General features: G+C 68.9%; 13 protein-coding genes. 8 read left to right on the forward strand and 5 right to left on the reverse strand.

Annotated features, from left to right (window positions below; translation table 11 throughout):
- Positions 1-132: 132 nt before the first annotated feature.
- A complete protein-coding gene (locus IT40_RS24285) occupies positions 133-1,617 on the forward strand; it encodes an aldehyde dehydrogenase family protein (protein ID WP_036760569.1) in 1,485 nt (494 codons plus the stop codon).
- A gap of 172 nt (positions 1,618-1,789) precedes the next feature.
- Here the strand turns inward: IT40_RS24285 and IT40_RS24290 are convergent, their stop codons facing one another.
- The gene (locus IT40_RS24290) at positions 1,790-2,863 is read right to left on the reverse strand and encodes a TRAP transporter substrate-binding protein (RefSeq protein WP_052096280.1); all 1,074 of its coding nucleotides are present in this window, start codon (positions 2,861-2,863) and stop codon (positions 1,790-1,792) included.
- 231 nt (positions 2,864-3,094) lie between these two features.
- Here IT40_RS24290 and IT40_RS24295 point away from each other — a divergent pair, with 231 nt between their 5' ends.
- From IT40_RS24295 to IT40_RS24305, 3 genes are read left to right on the forward strand one after another with little or no spacing between them, the layout of a single operon-like run.
- Positions 3,095-4,492, forward strand: coding sequence for an MmgE/PrpD family protein (locus tag IT40_RS24295; protein WP_036760572.1), 1,398 nt, complete (start codon positions 3,095-3,097; stop codon positions 4,490-4,492).
- 32 nt (positions 4,493-4,524) lie between these two features.
- The gene (locus tag IT40_RS24300; RefSeq protein WP_036760574.1) at positions 4,525-4,965 is read left to right on the forward strand and encodes a nuclear transport factor 2 family protein; all 441 of its coding nucleotides are present in this window, start codon (positions 4,525-4,527) and stop codon (positions 4,963-4,965) included.
- A 27-nt stretch (positions 4,966-4,992) separates the two neighbouring features.
- Entirely contained in the window at positions 4,993-5,763 is a 771-nt protein-coding gene (locus IT40_RS24305; protein ID WP_036760597.1) for an SDR family NAD(P)-dependent oxidoreductase, read from the forward strand.
- Between the two features lie 18 nt (positions 5,764-5,781).
- Here IT40_RS24305 and IT40_RS24310 read toward each other — a convergent pair whose 3' ends face one another.
- On the reverse strand, positions 5,782-6,675 hold the full coding sequence (locus tag IT40_RS24310; protein WP_036760577.1) for a LysR family transcriptional regulator: 894 nt from the start codon (positions 6,673-6,675) through the stop codon (positions 5,782-5,784).
- Positions 6,676-6,838: 163 nt separating this feature from the next.
- On the opposite strand from IT40_RS24310, the gene IT40_RS24315 reads away from it, so the two are divergent.
- On the forward strand, positions 6,839-7,762 hold the full coding sequence (locus IT40_RS24315; RefSeq protein ID WP_036760579.1) for an alpha/beta hydrolase: 924 nt from the start codon (positions 6,839-6,841) through the stop codon (positions 7,760-7,762).
- Positions 7,763-7,967: 205 nt separating this feature from the next.
- Positions 7,968-9,122, forward strand: a complete 1,155-nt coding sequence (locus IT40_RS24320) for a CaiB/BaiF CoA transferase family protein (RefSeq protein WP_036760582.1) — start codon at positions 7,968-7,970, stop codon at positions 9,120-9,122.
- Positions 9,123-9,149: 27 nt separating this feature from the next.
- Here IT40_RS24320 and IT40_RS24325 read toward each other — a convergent pair whose 3' ends face one another.
- Positions 9,150-10,145, reverse strand: coding sequence for a LysR family transcriptional regulator (locus IT40_RS24325; RefSeq protein ID WP_036760585.1), 996 nt, complete (start codon positions 10,143-10,145; stop codon positions 9,150-9,152).
- Positions 10,146-10,464: 319 nt separating this feature from the next.
- Between IT40_RS24325 and IT40_RS24330 the strand changes: the two genes are divergently transcribed.
- Positions 10,465-11,535: a zinc-dependent alcohol dehydrogenase family protein gene (locus tag IT40_RS24330; protein ID WP_036760588.1), complete on the forward strand. Its 1,071-nt coding sequence runs from the start codon at positions 10,465-10,467 to the stop codon at positions 11,533-11,535.
- A gap of 18 nt (positions 11,536-11,553) precedes the next feature.
- The gene (locus IT40_RS24335; RefSeq protein ID WP_036760590.1) at positions 11,554-13,023 is read left to right on the forward strand and encodes an aldehyde dehydrogenase; all 1,470 of its coding nucleotides are present in this window, start codon (positions 11,554-11,556) and stop codon (positions 13,021-13,023) included.
- Between the two features lie 14 nt (positions 13,024-13,037).
- Here IT40_RS24335 and IT40_RS24340 read toward each other — a convergent pair whose 3' ends face one another.
- Both IT40_RS24340 and IT40_RS24345 read right to left on the reverse strand, forming a co-directional pair.
- Positions 13,038-13,856, reverse strand: a complete 819-nt coding sequence (locus tag IT40_RS24340; protein WP_036760593.1) for a thioesterase family protein — start codon at positions 13,854-13,856, stop codon at positions 13,038-13,040.
- Positions 13,853-15,085: an acetyl-CoA hydrolase/transferase family protein gene (locus IT40_RS24345; protein ID WP_036760598.1), complete on the reverse strand. Its 1,233-nt coding sequence runs from the start codon at positions 15,083-15,085 to the stop codon at positions 13,853-13,855. Before IT40_RS24345 ends, IT40_RS24340 begins: the two co-directional genes overlap by 4 nt.
- Positions 15,086-15,228 lie beyond the last annotated feature (143 nt).

Raw genomic sequence — 15,228 nt, forward strand, 5'->3', positions numbered from 1 at the left:
TCGGTCATGCCCACGATCACCTCGGGCAATACCAACGCGCCCTGCATCATGATCGGGGAAAAGGCGGCGGACATGATCCGGCAGGACGCCCTGCCGCGCCGCGACGCAAGCTGAACATCGGGAGGGAGCAAGATGACGGCAGATTTCACCCATCCGGGACGGGAAACCGCGCGGGACTGGGCGGCCGCGGGGCCGAAACGCAACCTGATCGACGGCCAATGGGTCGAGGCGCAATCCGGCAGGACGCTGGAAAGCCTGAACCCGACCACCGGCAAGCTGCTGGCCCGGATCTCCGAGGCGGATGCCGGCGACGTGGATGTCGCCGTGCGCGCCGCTCGCCGCGCCTTCGAGGCGCCGACCTGGTCGGGCATCTCGCCGCATCTGCGCACGCGGATGCTGCTGGAGATGGCCGAGGCCATCGACCGGCACGCCGCCGAGCTTGCGGCGCTGGAGACGCTGGACAACGGCATGCCGACCTGGTTCAGCAATGCGGTGATCGCCATGGTGGGCGACACCTTCCGCTATTACGCCGGCTGGTGTTCCAAGATCTTCGGCACCACCACGCCCACCGACGCCTCGATGTTCATCTTCACCCTGCGCGACCCGGTCGGGGTCTGCGGCCAGATCATTCCCTGGAACGTGCCCAGCCTGATGGCGGCGCTGAAGATCGCCACCGCGCTGGCCTGCGGCAATACCGTGGTGCTGAAGCCGTCCGAGCTGGCCTCGCTCAGCACCCTGCGCATGGCCGAGCTGATCCAGGACACCGACCTGCCGCCGGGGGTGCTGAACGTGGTGACGGGCTATGGCTCGACCGTGGGCGCGGCGATCTCGGGGCACCCGGAGGTGGACAAGGTCGCCTTCACCGGCTCGACCGTGGTCGGCAAGCAGATCCTGCAAGCCTCGATCGAGACGATGAAGCGGGTGACGCTGGAGCTGGGCGGCAAGTCGCCGAACATCATCTTCGCCGATGCCGACCTGGACAAGGCGGTGGTCGCGGCGGTCAACGGCTTTACGCGCAATTCGGGGCAGGTCTGTTCGGCCGGGACGCGGGTCTTCGTGCAGGAAGGCATCCATGACGAGGTGGCCGGGCGCATCGTCGAGATCGCCTCGGGCCAGAAGGTCGGCGACCCCTTCGACCCGGAAACCAAGCTTGGCCCGGTGATCTCGGCCAGGCAGCTTGACCGGGTGATGTCCTATGTCGATGCCGGCAACGCCGAAGGGGCCGAGCTGCGCACCGGCGGCGACCGCGTCGAAGGCCCCGGCTTCTTCGTCAGGCCCACGGTTTTCGCCGGCGTCACCAACGGCATGAGGATCGCGCGCGAGGAGATCTTCGGCCCCGTCGTCTCGCTGATCCCCTTCAAGGACGAGGACGACGCGATCTTCAAGGCCAACGACACCAGCTATGGCCTGGCGGCGGCGGTCTGGAGCCGCGACATCTCGCGCGCGCACAAGGTGGCGCGGGCGATGAAGGCCGGGCGCATCTGGGTCAACACCTTCGGCGAGACCGACCCGGTGATGCCCTTCGGCGGCTTCAAGCAATCGGGCCTCGGCCGCGAATTCGGCGCGGAATCGGTGCTGGCCTATACGGAAAGCAAATCGGTCCAGGTCCGCTTCTGACCGCCGGCAAGGAAACGATCCCGCCGCATCCCCTGCGGCGGGATCTTCCGTTTGCGGCGCGACCCCTGCAGCGCACCGGGCAGCAAGGCGGCGAGGACAGGGCAAAGGGCCGGCAACGGGATGATCCGTCGCCGGCCCAGGAACCGGGCCGATGTCCTGCTGCGGATCGCGCCTATTCGGCTGCTTTGCCGCGATAGGCGTCCAGGATGGCCTGCCCGTCCTTGCCGGCCGAGGACATGTCGCCCAGCCAGGCGTCGATCACGCCGGGGAAGGGGGCTTCCCAGCGGGCGTTTTCCTCGGGCGACAGGGTGACGACGGTATGGCCCTTGCCGGCCACGATGTCCTCGCGGATGGAAAGCGTGTTTTCCTGCTGCCAGGTGCAGAGGTTCTCGCGCGCCTTGGCCGCGGCTTCGGTGAAATGCTGCTGCACCTCGGGGGGCAGCTTGTTCCAGGTCTCGTTCCGCATCGCATAGATGATGGCGGTGCCGCCGAAACGCGGGCCCTGGACGGAATATTTCAGCAGGTCCGGCAGATCGTAGTCGGGAAGCCCGATATAGTTGTAGAGCGCGCCGTCGATCGTCCCGCGGCTGAGCGAATCGTAGACTTCCGACACGGTGATCTGCACCGGCACCGCCCCCAGGGCCGAGATGGTCCTGACCCCGGAATTGCCGACGGCGCGGATCTTCTTGCCCTTGATCGCCTCGAGGTTCTGCGGATCGGTCTTGCCCATGAACAGGTTGTAGCCCGGCTGGACATTGGCAAACAGCAGCCGCACGCCCTGGGGGTCGTATTCGGCCTGGCCCAGCACCCCGTCCGGCGCGGCGATGGCCGACATGCTGGCGCTGGCCTCGCAGGAATCGGCGTAAAGGCCGGGCAGCTCGGCCACCGACGAAAGCGGCAGCTTCTGCGCGTTATAGGCGGGGATGACGATGGCGATGTCCGCCAGCCCGGATTGCAGCGCGGCCAGCGTATCCTTGCCCAGCTGGCCCGAGGGATAGACGGTGAAACTGACCTGGCCGTCCGTGGCCTTCTCGACCGCGTCGACCATCTTCTTGCCGCCCTCGGCCCAGAGGTAAAGCTCGTTCGAGAACAGATGCGCGACCTTCAGCTCGATCTTGTCCTGGGCCAGCGCGGGCGTCGCCGCGGCCGCCGCCAGCAGCGCGCCGGACAGCAGACGGCGCAGGACGGGCGGTCTGCCTTGGCTCTTGTGCCTGTCGGCCCGCCGCGCTGATGATGCCTTTGTCATGAGGTTTCCTCCCTGCCGCCGTTGTCGGATCGGCGACTTCATGGCTGGGGAATGTCCTCCCCTGATCCCCTCCGGGCAACGCTTTTCGCCCCGGCCATAGGGCGAGCCTGCATGGGCCATAGAGAGGGGCGCGCGTTTTTGCGGTGGCCCGAAAGCCGGGGAAGCACGACCATGGGCGGGCAAGGCGGCGCCCGGTCGCGCCGCCGGTTCGCTGGACGGAGGAGACCCGAGATGAAGCAGGATGCGCCGAACGCGGCTGGCCTGACGCTGCGGCTGGCCACGCATGTCGCGGCCCTGGCCAATGCCATGCCGAGTGCCGAGGATACCGAGGCGATGCGCCGGCTGTTCCTGGACGGGTTCATCGTCTCGCTGTGGGGGATCACCCGGCCGGCGGTGCGGCAGGTCTCGGAATGGTCGCGGCGCTTTGCCGGCACCGGGCCCAGCATGGTGCTGGGCGCCGACTGGACCGCCGATCCCTCGGTCGCGGCGCTGGTGCATGGCACGGCCGGCCACGCCTATGAGCTGGACGACACCCATGACGTGACCACCAGCCATCCCGGCTGCGTCATCATTCCCGCGGCGCTGGCGGTGGGGGCGCAGACCGGCGCCTCGCAGGCCGACCTGTTCCGCGCCGCCATCGCCGGCTACGAGGCGATGGCGCTGATCGGCGGCTGCGCCGGCGGGCTCGAGACGGTGCATCGCGGCTTTCACCCGACCTCGGTCTTCGGCTCGTTCGGGGCGGCGACCGCGGCGGTCGCCCTGCGGGCCTATGCGCGCGGGCAGGAGGTCACGCCTGACATGCTGCTGCAGGCATGGGGCCATGCGCTGTCGCAGGCCTGCGGCTCGATGCAGTTCTCGGCCGAGCCGACGGGGGGCGAGGTCAAGCGCGTCCATGCCGGGCTGGGCGCGCGCAACGGCGTGCTGGCCGCGGATTTCGCCGAACTCTCGGCCGTGACCGCGCCCCTGCAGGCGGCCGAGGGCGCCTATGGCGTGGCCGGCCTGTTCGGCGGCCCGCTGCAAGCGGTCGAGCCGGGCGAGAAGCAGATCCATGTCATCAGCCTCAAGCCCTATTCCTGCTGCCGGCTGTTCCATTCGACCATCGACGCCCTGCGCGAGGTGACGGATGATTTCACCGTCCCCACCGACAGCATCGCCGAGATCCTGATCCAGGGTCCGCGCCTGGTCGCCGAACAGCACATGACGCGGGCCGAATCGACCATGACCGCGCAATACAGCTGCCCCTATATCGTCGCGGCGACCCTGGCCTACGGCCCGACCCGCTACGACGCCTATGGCGAGGAATTCCTGGACGATCCGCGCATCCTGTCGCTGGTCGCCAAGGTCCGCTTCCGGGTCGATGCCGAGATCGAGCGGGAATATTACCCGCGCCAGTTCGCCTCGCGCGTGACGATGCGCCTTGCCGATGGCGGCACGCGCTCGGCCCTGGTGGTGGACAGCGTGGGCACGGCTCGCAAGTCGCTGAGCGTCGCGCAGATCATCGCCAAGGGCGACGGGCTGGCGCATCTGGGCCGCTTCCCCAGCGGCGGCGCGCTGGCCGCCGCGCTTTGGGACGACGCAAGCGACGCCCGCAGGCTCGCGCAGGTTCTGAACGGCACGCCCGCTGCCTGAGCCGCGGCTGCCACATCCAGGAGGAGGAAGGAATGACGGTCGAAGACAAGCTGCAACGCCTGCTCGACATCGAGGACATCAAGACCCTGATGGCGAAATACTGCCACGGCATCGACAGGAAGGACGAGCCGACCTTCATGAGCATCTGGGCCGAGGACGGCGACTATCTGCTGCCCCGCGGCGAGGGGCATGGCACCGACGGCATCCGGCAACTGGTGCAGAAGGTCTGGCGCGAGGTGCCGCAATGCCACCACCACATCACCAATCCGGTGATCGAGGTGGACGGCGACGGGGCCGCGGCCAAGACCGACGTGACCTATTTCCGGCTGACCGCGGACGGCATCCACCAGCTTCTGTCGGGGGGCTACGCCTTCAGCTTTGCCCGCACCGGCGCGGGCTGGAAGGTCCGGTCGCTGAAGTTCGAAAGCTTTGTCTCGGCCAGCCCGGTCTTCAAGGAAAACATCCGGGGCTGATCCCCGCCGCAAGGGATGGAAGCGATCATGAGGATGCAGGGAAAACGCGCCGTGGTGACGGCGGGCGCCTCGGGCATGGGCCGGGCCGGCGCCCGGCTTTTCGCGCAGAACGGCGCCAGCGTCGCGGTGGTGGACGTGAACGCCGAGGCCACGGCCGAGGTCGTGGCCGGGATCGAGGCAGAGGGCGGCAAGGCGACAGGCATCGTCGCCGACCTGTCCCGCCCCGAGGAATGCAGGCGCATCATCGCCGAGGCGGCCGAAGCCCTGGGCGGCATCGACGCGCTGTGGTCCCATGCCGGGACGCCCGGCCCGACCGAGGTCGAGGGCATCGACCTGGAGCAATACGACTTTTCCGTGGCGCTGAACCTGACCTCGGCCCTGGTCTGCGCGGGCGAGGTGGCGTCGCATATGCGCGCTGCGGGCGGGGGTGCGATCCTCTTCACCTCGTCGGTCGGCGGGCTGGTCGGCTCGATGATGAGCCCGGTCTATTCGGCGGTGAAGTTCGGCATCGTCGGCTTTACCCAGTCGCTGGCGCAACGCTTTGCCGTCGACCGCATCCGGGTGAACGCGGTCTGCCCCGGCCCGGTCGAGACGCCGATGCTGCCCTTCTTCATGAACCGCAACGTGGACGAGGCCGGCAAGGAGGCCAACCTGGCCCGCATCATGGCCGCCGTCCCGCTGGGTCGCCTGGCCCAGCCCGAAGAGATCGCCCATGCCGCGCTGTGGCTTCTGTCGGACGATGCCTCTTATGTGACGGGCGTGGCGCTGCCGGTCGATGGCGGCTACGTCGCCCGCTGAGCGCCCTGCGCGACCGCTTCAGGCGCGGCCGCGCAATTCCTCGATCAGCGCCGCCAGCGCCGGGGGCTGCTGGCGGCGGCTGGGATAATAGAGGTGATAGCCCTCGAAGGTCTTTCTGCAATGGGCCAGCACCTCGACCAGCCGCCCGTCGCGCAGATGCGCGTCCACATAGCCCAGGGGCAGGTAGGCATAGCCGAACCCCGCCAGGCAGGCCGCGCGCACCAGCGCGATCGAGGTAAAGACCTGCCGCCCGGAAATGGTGACATGCATGTCCTTGCCATCCACGGTGAAATGCCACGGGAAGATCTCGCCATGCGTCGGCAGCCGCAGGTTGATGCAATCCTGCCCCGCCAGATCCTGCGGCCGGGCGGGCGCCTTGCCCGCGGCCACCCGCTCGGGCGTCGCCACCACCGCCATGGGCACGTCCGGCCCGATGCGCAGCGCGATCATGTCCTGCGACACCAGCCGGCCGCGGCGGACGCCGGCGTCCTGGCGCTGGCCGATGATGTCGCCGCGCCCGTAATCCGTGGTCAGCTCCAGCGCGATGTCGGGATATTTGCGCAGGAAGGGCTGCAACAGCGGCCATAGCACGCTGTCGATGGCATATTCGTCGGCCGAGATGCGGATCGTGCCGGCGGGCTTGTCCCGCAGGCTGCCAAGCTGGGCGAAACCCTGCTCGATCTCGGCCAGGGCGGGGTGGACGCTTTTCAGCAGCCGCTCGCCCGCCTCGGTCAGCGAGACGTTGCGGGTGGTGCGGTTGAACAGGCGCACGCCGGTGCGTTCCTCGAGATTGCGGATCGTCTGGCTCAGCGCCGACTGCGACACCCCCAGCCGCGCGGCGGCGCGGGTGAAGTTGCCCTCTTCGGCGGCGGCGACGAAGGCGTTCAGGTCGCGAAGATCCTCGGTGTTCATTCATAAGACCCGCTAATGGCCGTATTCCGATTGCCCCATCTAATCGCAAGAAGCCGGCTTGGCTATATTCCGGTCATTGCGTCGGCCCAGCCGGTCCGCCCCATCTTCAAAACCTATCCTTGATCCCACCCCGCCCGATAGCGGCAAAGAGGAGAACCGAACCATGAAATCCGTGAGCTTCAGGAACAAGACCTGGGACGTGGCTGCCGACCTGCATCTTCCCGAAGGGTTCGACGAGGGCGGGAAATACCCGGCCATTATCGTCGCCCATCCGATCAGCTCGTGCAAGGAACAGACCGCGGCGATCTATGCCGCGAAACTGGCCGATCTGGGCTATGTCTGCCTGGCCTTCGACGCCTCGACTCAGGGCGCAAGCGGTGGGCCTGGGCGGTATCTGGAAGATCCGGCCACCCGCGTCGAGGATTTCCGCTGCGCGGTCGACTACCTGGTGGCGCAGGATTTCGTCGATGCCGACCGCATCGGCGTCCTGGGCATCTGCGGCGGCGGCGGCTATGCGGTCAATGCCGCGATGACCGAACGCCGCTTCAAGGCCGTCGCCACCGTCGTCGGCGCCAATTACGGCCGGATCTCGCGCGAGGGCGATCTCAGCCCCGACGCGGCCATCAAGGCGCTGGAGGGCATCTGCGCGCAGCGCACCGCCGAGGCGCGCGGGGCCGAGCCGGCGATCACCAGCTATATCCCGCGCTCGCAGGAGGAGCTGGAAGCCACGGGCATCAAGGACGTCGATGTGGTCGAGGCGGTGGACTACTACACCACCCAGCGCGGCCGGCAGCCCGGCTCGCCGAACAGGCTCAACGTGGTCAGCACGCAGGCCGGCTTCGGCTTCGATGCGTTCCATCTGGCGGACCAGTTGCTGACCCAGCCCTTGCAGATCATCGTCGGCGGCGGCCAGGCCGGTGCCTTCGGTTCCTATCGCGACGGGTTCGAGCTGTTCGACAAGGCGCGATCGGCCAGGAAGAACATCCTGGTCGTGCCCGGCGCCACTCATTACGACCTCTATGACCAGCCCGAGCCGGTCGGGAAGGCCATGGCGCAGCTCAAGACCTTCTTTGCCGAGAACCTCTAGCAGGGGCCGCTTCGGCAGGACCGAAATGCGGCTTCGAAATCCACGAGTTGGATGGCGGGCGCGGCGGGCCTAATTTCCGCCCCAAGGCGGCGCGTCCGGCAGAACGGAAAAGAGCCACGGCAAGGCTGGTTCGGAAGCGGCGGCGACGGGATCGTCCGCCGCTTTCGCTTGCGCCCCGTCCGGCGCCCATCACGAGGAGGAAGGCATGAGCAAGGCAAAAGGCCCGCTGGCGGGCATCAGGATCATCGAGCTGGGCGGGGTCGGCCCGGTGCCCTTTGCCGCGCTGCTGCTGGCCGACATGGGGGCCGAGGTCATCCGCATCGACCGCGCCGAGGCCGGCGACGGCGGCCTGCCGGGCGATCCGCGGCTGCATCTGCTCAACCGCGGCCGCCGCAGCCTGGCCCTGGACCTGAAGAACCCCAAGGCGGTCGAGACCGTGCTGCGGCTGGTGCGCGATGCCGATGCGCTGATCGAGGGGTTCCGGCCCGGTGTCGCCGAGCGGCTGGGGCTGGGCCCCGAGGAATGCCAGGCCGCCAATCCGCGCCTGGTCTATGGCCGCATGACCGGCTGGGGGCAGGACGGCCCGCTGGCGCGCGAGCCGGGCCACGACATCAACTATATCGCCCTGACCGGCGTGCTGCATTCGGTGGGGCAGGCCGGCGGCCCGCCGGTCATCCCGCTGAACCTGGCCGGCGATTTCGGCGGCGGTTCGCTTTACCTGGTGATGGGCGTGCTTGGCGCGCTGCTCGAGGCCAGGGGCTCGGGGCGGGGGCAGGTGGTCGATGCGGCGATGGTGGACGGCTCGGCCTCGCTGATGACGCTGATCTACGGCGCGCTCGCCATGGGCTACTGGACGGATGAGCGCGGGGCGAACCGGCTGGATTCCGGCGCGCCCTTCTACAACGTCTATGAGACGGCGGACGGCAAGCATATCGGCATCGGCGCCAACGAGACGCGGTTTTATCGCAACGCGGTCAAGCTGCTGGGCCTTGAGGATGCCGGCCTGCCCGACCAGCACGACAAGGCCGGCTGGCCGCTGATCCGCGAGAAATTCGCCGAGGCCTTTCGCAGCCGCACACGCGACGAATGGGTGGCGCTGGCCGAGGGGCGCGAGGTCTGCATTGCCCCGGTCCTGTCGCTGCACGAGGCGCCGGCGCATCCGCATCTGCGTGCCCGCCACACCTTCGTCGAGGTGGACGGCGTGATCCAGCCCGCCCCGGCGCCGCGCTTCAGCCGCACCCCCGGCGCCATCCAGTGCCCGCCTGCGCGTCCGGGCGAACACAGCGACGCGATCCTGGCGGACTGGGGCTTTTCGGGCCCGGAAATCGCGACGCTGCGCGACAGCGGCGCCGTCGCCTGAGGCGCGGGCCGCGACCGATCCGGCCGGTCACTTCCGGCCGGGTTTCTCGTTGGCGATGAAGCGGGCGCGCAGGCCGTAGCGTTCGACCATCTCCTCGATGATCTTCAGCACGGTCTTTTCCACCGTCAGGCTGACCATCGATACCGCCCGGCTGCGCTTGCGCGTCAGGTAGACGGTGCGGTTGAAGCCGGGATCCTTGATGCGGATCAGCACCAGCTTGCCTTCCTCGACCAGCTTGGCGACCGGGGCATGGGGCAGGATGCTGAAGGCGCTGGCGCGGCTGACCATCTCGATGATCTGCGACAGCGAGTCGATCTCGACGATGACGTTGAGGTTCAGCCCATGGGCGCGGGCGAAGCGCTCGATGGCGTGGCGGGCGCTGTGGGGCAGGCCGGGCATGACCAGCGGCAGCTCGCCCAGCTGCGAGGCAGGGATGGAATAGCCGCCGTCCTCGTCCGGCTCGACCGGGACATTGTCCTCGGCCGCGACGACGAAGATCTCTTCCTCCAGGATCGCATCGGTCTGAAAGCCGGTGCTGGGCGGCATGGTGTAGACGAAGCCCATGTCCAGCTGCTCCTGCTCGATCCAGTCGAGGATATGGCCCGACAGCCCCTCGGTCAGGTGCAGCCGGATGCCGGGCGCCTCGAGCCGCATGGTCTCGGCCAGCGGGATGCTGACCAGCAGGCTCAGCGAAGGCGGCAGCCCGATCGAGACCGTGCCCTGCAATTCGTCGCTCATCTCGCGCAGGCTGTCGGTCAGGGCGCGCGCCACGTCGACCAGCTTGTGCCCCTCGCGCGCCAGGAAGCGGCCGGCCTCGGTCAGGGTGACGCCGCGCGGGCCGCGGATGGCCAGCTTGGTGTTCAGCCGCGCCTCCAGCCGCGCGACATGTTCCGACAGCGACGGCTGCGCCAGCCCCAGCGCATTGGCCGCCTTGGAGATGGAGCCGTGCTTGGCCAGCATCAGGAAATAATAGACATGCTTGATGTCGATGTCCGGCGCCTGCGCGCGGGTGGCTCTGCTCACGAATACTCCCCCTTGGACGGCGGATCGGGGCCATAGGCTTTCCCTTGAACATTCGGCAAGTCGGCCCGCCTGATCGTCGATCCTGCTCCCTGCCCGCCATTTTCGCGGCATGGCCGCATTATTGTCAAAGGGTTTTCCGCGACCGGCCTGGGACGGGGACGGCCATAGGGAAAAGCGATGCCATGTCTAGGGCCTGCCGTTTTCGATAAGGCTTCTCGCCTGGAGGGGCAGGGGGTTATCAACAAGGCGCATCCGGCCGCGGCGGCCGGAGACGGCACGAGGCGCGGCGATCTTGCCGCCGGATCGGAGGGGGAATCCTATGCGCGGCATGGTCTTTCAAGGTGACAACAAGGTCGAGTTGCTGAATTTCGACGACCCGACGCCCGGCCCCGGCGAGGTGGTGGTCGAGATGAAGGCCTCGGGCATGTGCGGCAGCGACCTGCATTTCTATCGCCACGGCATGGCCGAGGTCATCAAGATGCTGGGCTTCAAGGATCTGGCGTCGCGCGGCATCGACCCCGATGCGCCGATCATCGGCGGGCACGAGCCCTGCGGCGTGATCGCCGAGGTCGGTGCTGGGGTGGATGCCAAGACCTTCAAGCCCGGCGACCGGGTGATGGTGTTCCATTACGAGGGCTGCACGCATTGCGACCATTGCCGCAGCGGCTGGACCCAGCTTTGCGACCAGGGGGCGGCGCCGCATGGCGTCATCAAGCACGGCGGCCATGCCGATTACATCAAGGTGCCGGCCAGTTCGCTGGTGCATCTGCCCTCCGACCTGTCCTTCAAGGGCGGCGCGGCGGTGACATGCGGCACCGGCACCGCCTATGGCGCGCTGCTGCGGCTGGACATCAGCGCGCGCGACACGCTGGCGGTCTTTGGCCTGGGCCCGGTCGGGCTGTCGGCGGTGCAGCTTGCCGCCGCCATGGGGGTCGAGGTGATCGGCGTCGACATCAACGCCCAGCGGGTGGCCAATGCGCGGAACTTCGGCGCGGCGCATGTGATCGACGCCAGCAAGCTGGATCCGGTCGAGGAAATCCACAAGCTGACCCGCGGCAAGGGCGTCTCCTGCGCCATGGATTGCGCCGGGGGCGAGGTGCCCAAGCAGCAGGCCGTGCGCTCGACCAGGGTCTGGGGCAAGATCGCGCTGGTCGCGGTGGGCGGCAACCTGAACGTGGACGGGATGAAGGACCTGATCGGCAAGCAGCGCACGGTGATCGGCTCCTACACCTTCTCCGAGGTGGGCATGAAGGATTGCGCCTGGTTCATCGCCGACCACGGCGTCGAGGTGGACAGGCTTTTCACCGACGAATGGAAGCTGGACCAGGCCGCCCAAGCCTATGAGGATTTCAACAAGCAGGCCGGCGGCAAGGGCGTCTTCCTGTTCTGAAGCAAAGGGGGAAAGGCCATGACGGCGCGGCGCATCGAACTGAAGCATCCCGGCAGGTTCTATATCGGCGGCGAATGGGTCGAACCGGCCGGGACCGGCACGTTCGACGTGCTGGATTGCGCGACCGAAGAGGTCGCGGCCACCGTCGCCCGCGCCGAATCCGCGGATATGCGCCGTGCCGTGCAGGCGGCGCGCGCGGCCTTCGACCAGGGTCCCTGGCCGCGCATGGCCCCGGCCGAGCGCGCGCCCTTCCTGGAAAGGCTGGCCGAGCGGCTGGAGGCGATGAACGACGATTTCGCCCAGATCTGGAGCATCGAGTCCGGCGTCGTCTACAAGGTGGCGCAGCCGCGCATCGGCCTGTTCATCAGCGGCGCGTTCCGCCAATACGCCGCCATGGCCGCGACCTATCCCTTCGAGGTCGAGCAGCGCTCGCAGACCGGCCACAGGGGCCTGCGCGTGCAGGAACCGGTGGGCGTCACCGCCGTCATCATCCCCTGGAACGGGCCGGCGGGCCTTCTGGCCTACAAGGTCGCGCCGGCGCTGCTGGCCGGCTGCACGGTCATCGTCAAATCGGCGCCCGAGGCGCCCTGCTCGGCTTATCTTTTCGCCGAGATCTGCGACGAGATCGGGCTGCCGCCGGGCGTGGTGAACATCTTGACCGCCGACCGCGCCGAATCTGAGGAACTGGTGCGCGACCCCGGCGTGGACAAGATCACCTTCACCGGCTCGACGGCGGCCGGCCGGCGTATCGCCTCTGCCGCGGGCGAACGCATCGCGCGGGTCACGCTGGAACTGGGCGGCAAGTCGCCCGCCGTGGTGCTGGACGATTACGACATCGAGACGGCGGCGAATACGCTGGGCGGCTTTTTCTTCGGCTACCTGACCGGGCAGGTCTGCCACAGCCTGACGCGGATCATCGTGCCGCGCGCGAAACATGACGCCATGGTCGAGGCGCTGTCGGCGGTGGCGCAAGGGATCGTGCTGGGCGATCCCTTCGACGCGGCGACCACCTCGGGGCCGCTTGCGCTTGCGCGCCAGCGCGACACGGTGGAGCGCTATGTGGCGCAGGGCCTGGCCGAGGGCGCGCGGCTTGCCACCGGCGGCCGGCGGCCGTCGCATCTGAACCGGGGGTTCTTCTTCGAGCCGACGGTCTTCGGCAATGTCTCGAACGACATGACCATCGCGCGCGAAGAGATCTTCGGCCCGGTTCTGGGCGTGATCGCGGTCGAGGACGAGGCCGAGGCGATCCGCACCGCCAATGACACGATCTTCGGCCTGAATGGCGCGGTCTTCACCAACGACCGCGACCGGGCGCTGCGGGTGGCGCGGCAGATCCGTTCGGGCACGGTGGGCCACAACGGGCCGCGCACGGATTTCTCGATCGGCTTCGGCGGCTTCCGGCAGTCGGGCATCGGCCGCGAGGGCGGGCCCGAGGGGCTGGCCGCCTTCCTGGAAAGCAAGACCATCGTGCTGGACGAGCCCGCCTAGGCCGGGCCGGCGCGCTACAGCTCCAGCCGGCGCAGGAACTCCGGCACCGGGATGGCGCGGCGGGCGTTCAGGTCCACCGTGACCATGCTGTGCTCGACGAAGGCGAGCTTCTGGCCGGCATGGGTTTCGACCGAATGGGTGACGGTGAAGAATTTCGCCCCCACCTGCGACACGCGCGAGCGGATGCGGACGGGCGTGCCGGCGGCCGCATCGGAGATCTGCGTCACGCGGGTCTCGACCGCCATGCGGCTGATGCCGGTCTCGCGCCGCAATTCGTCGGTAAAGCCCAGCTGGCCGACATGGAAATGCGAGGCCAGCGCGACGCGGCGCACCAGCTCCTCGAACAGCAGCCGGCCGCGATGGTCCAGTTCCCAGGGGCGGATCGGCCCGGTCTCGGCCAGGGTGGCGCCGCGCTCGATGTCCCAGCGGGCGTCGTCGCGACCGGCCAGGCCGCGGGGCAGGGCCAGGCGCGCGGCGCTGGCCGGGACGTCCGGCAAGAGGCCCCGCACGGCGATGCCGCCGATGTCCAGCGCCGTCGCCGCCAGCTGGCCCAGGCTGGACAGCCGGTGCAGGATCGCGCCGGCATGGGCGCCGTCCGCCAGCCGGGCCGAGCGGACCTCGACCCCGGCGCCGACGAAAAGCTCGTGGTGAAAGCGGATATAGCGGGTCAGCGGCGGGGCCTCGCCCAGGTTGGTGACGCCGGGCAGGGTCGGGATCGTCTCCAGCGCCAGCTGGAAGCTGCGGCCATAGAAACGCGCGTTCCAATGGTCGTTGAAGTCGCATTCCCAGCTTTCGACGCGGCTGTGCAGCGTCGGGATGCCGAACTCGCTCATCCCCATGGTCCTTTCTCATGCGCCTCGCGGGCCAGCGCCTCGCGGTGATCGGGATGGGCGATGGCGATCATGCGGTCAACCCGCTGGCGCAAGGACAGGCCGCGCAGGTCGGCCACGCCGTGTTCGGTGACGATCACGCAGGATTCCGCCCGCGGCACCGAGGCCGGGCCCGAAAGCCGGGCGACGATGCGGCTGTGCGCGCCCGCCGTCGAGGGCAGGGCGATGATCGGCACGCCGCCCGGACTGGCGCCGGCGGCGCGCAGGAAGTCGATGATGCCGCCCACCGCGCCGACATAGCGCCCGCCCGCGACCTCGCTGTTGACCTGGCCGGTCAGGTCCACCTCCACCGCCGAGTTCAGCGCCACGAAGCGGTCGAGCCGGCCCAGCACCTTTGGATCATGGGTGTATTCGGTGCCGCGCAGCTCGATCTGCGGGTTCAGGTGCGCCAGCCGGCGCAGGGCGGGGCCGCCCATCAGCACGCCGCCCACGGTGACGCCGGGGTCTATCGGCTTGCGGCTGTTGGTGATCACGCCCGCCTGCTGCAGGGCGGCCACGCCGTCGCCCAGGCTGCCGCTGTGGATGCCCAGGTCGCGGCGGTCGCCCAGTTGCGCCAGCGCCGCGTCGGGGATCGCGCCGATGCCGGTTTGCAGGGTGGCGCCGTCCTCGACCAGCGTGGCGACATGGCGGCCGATGGCGGTCTCGACCGGGCCGATGCGGGCGGGGGCGTCGGGCAGGGGCGCGTCGCTGTCCACCAGCAGCGCGAAATCGTCGCGGGTCAGGTAGGGGCCGCCGAAGGTCCAGGGCACGTCCGGGTTGACCTCGGCGATGATGGCGCGGGCGCGGGACAGGGGCGCGGTCAGGTATTCCCGCGCCATGCCCAGGCTGTAGCGGCCGCGCGCGTCGGGGGGCGAGACCTGCAGCATCGCCACGTCGGCGCGCAGCAGCTGCGGCAGGCGCGAGTAATGCACCGGCAGGATGTCCAGCACCCCGGCCTGCATCAGCGCGCGGTTGGTGCCGCTGGCGCAATAGGCCAGGAAGTCGATATGGTCGGCATGTTCGGGCCCGAGCAGGCCGGACAGGCCGATGCCCAGAAAGACCCGCACCCCGCCCAGCCGGCCGCGCTGCTCGGCCAGCATGCGGATCAGGCGGCGCGGCTCGGCATGGGACTGGCCCCAGATCAGGCAATCGCCCGGACGGATGATGCGGGACAGGTCGGGATCGGTGGGCATGGCTTTCTCCATGACGGCGCCCCGGCATGCCGGGGCGCCCGCGGTTTCGGTTTCGGCCCCTCGTCACATGTGGTTCGGCAGCCACATGACCATGGCCGGGAAGGCGAGCATGATGGCGATGGCGATGAGATGGGCCCAGACAT

It is taken from the genome of Paracoccus versutus, assembly GCF_000763885.1.
Taxonomy (GTDB): Bacteria; Pseudomonadota; Alphaproteobacteria; order Rhodobacterales; family Rhodobacteraceae; genus Paracoccus; species Paracoccus versutus.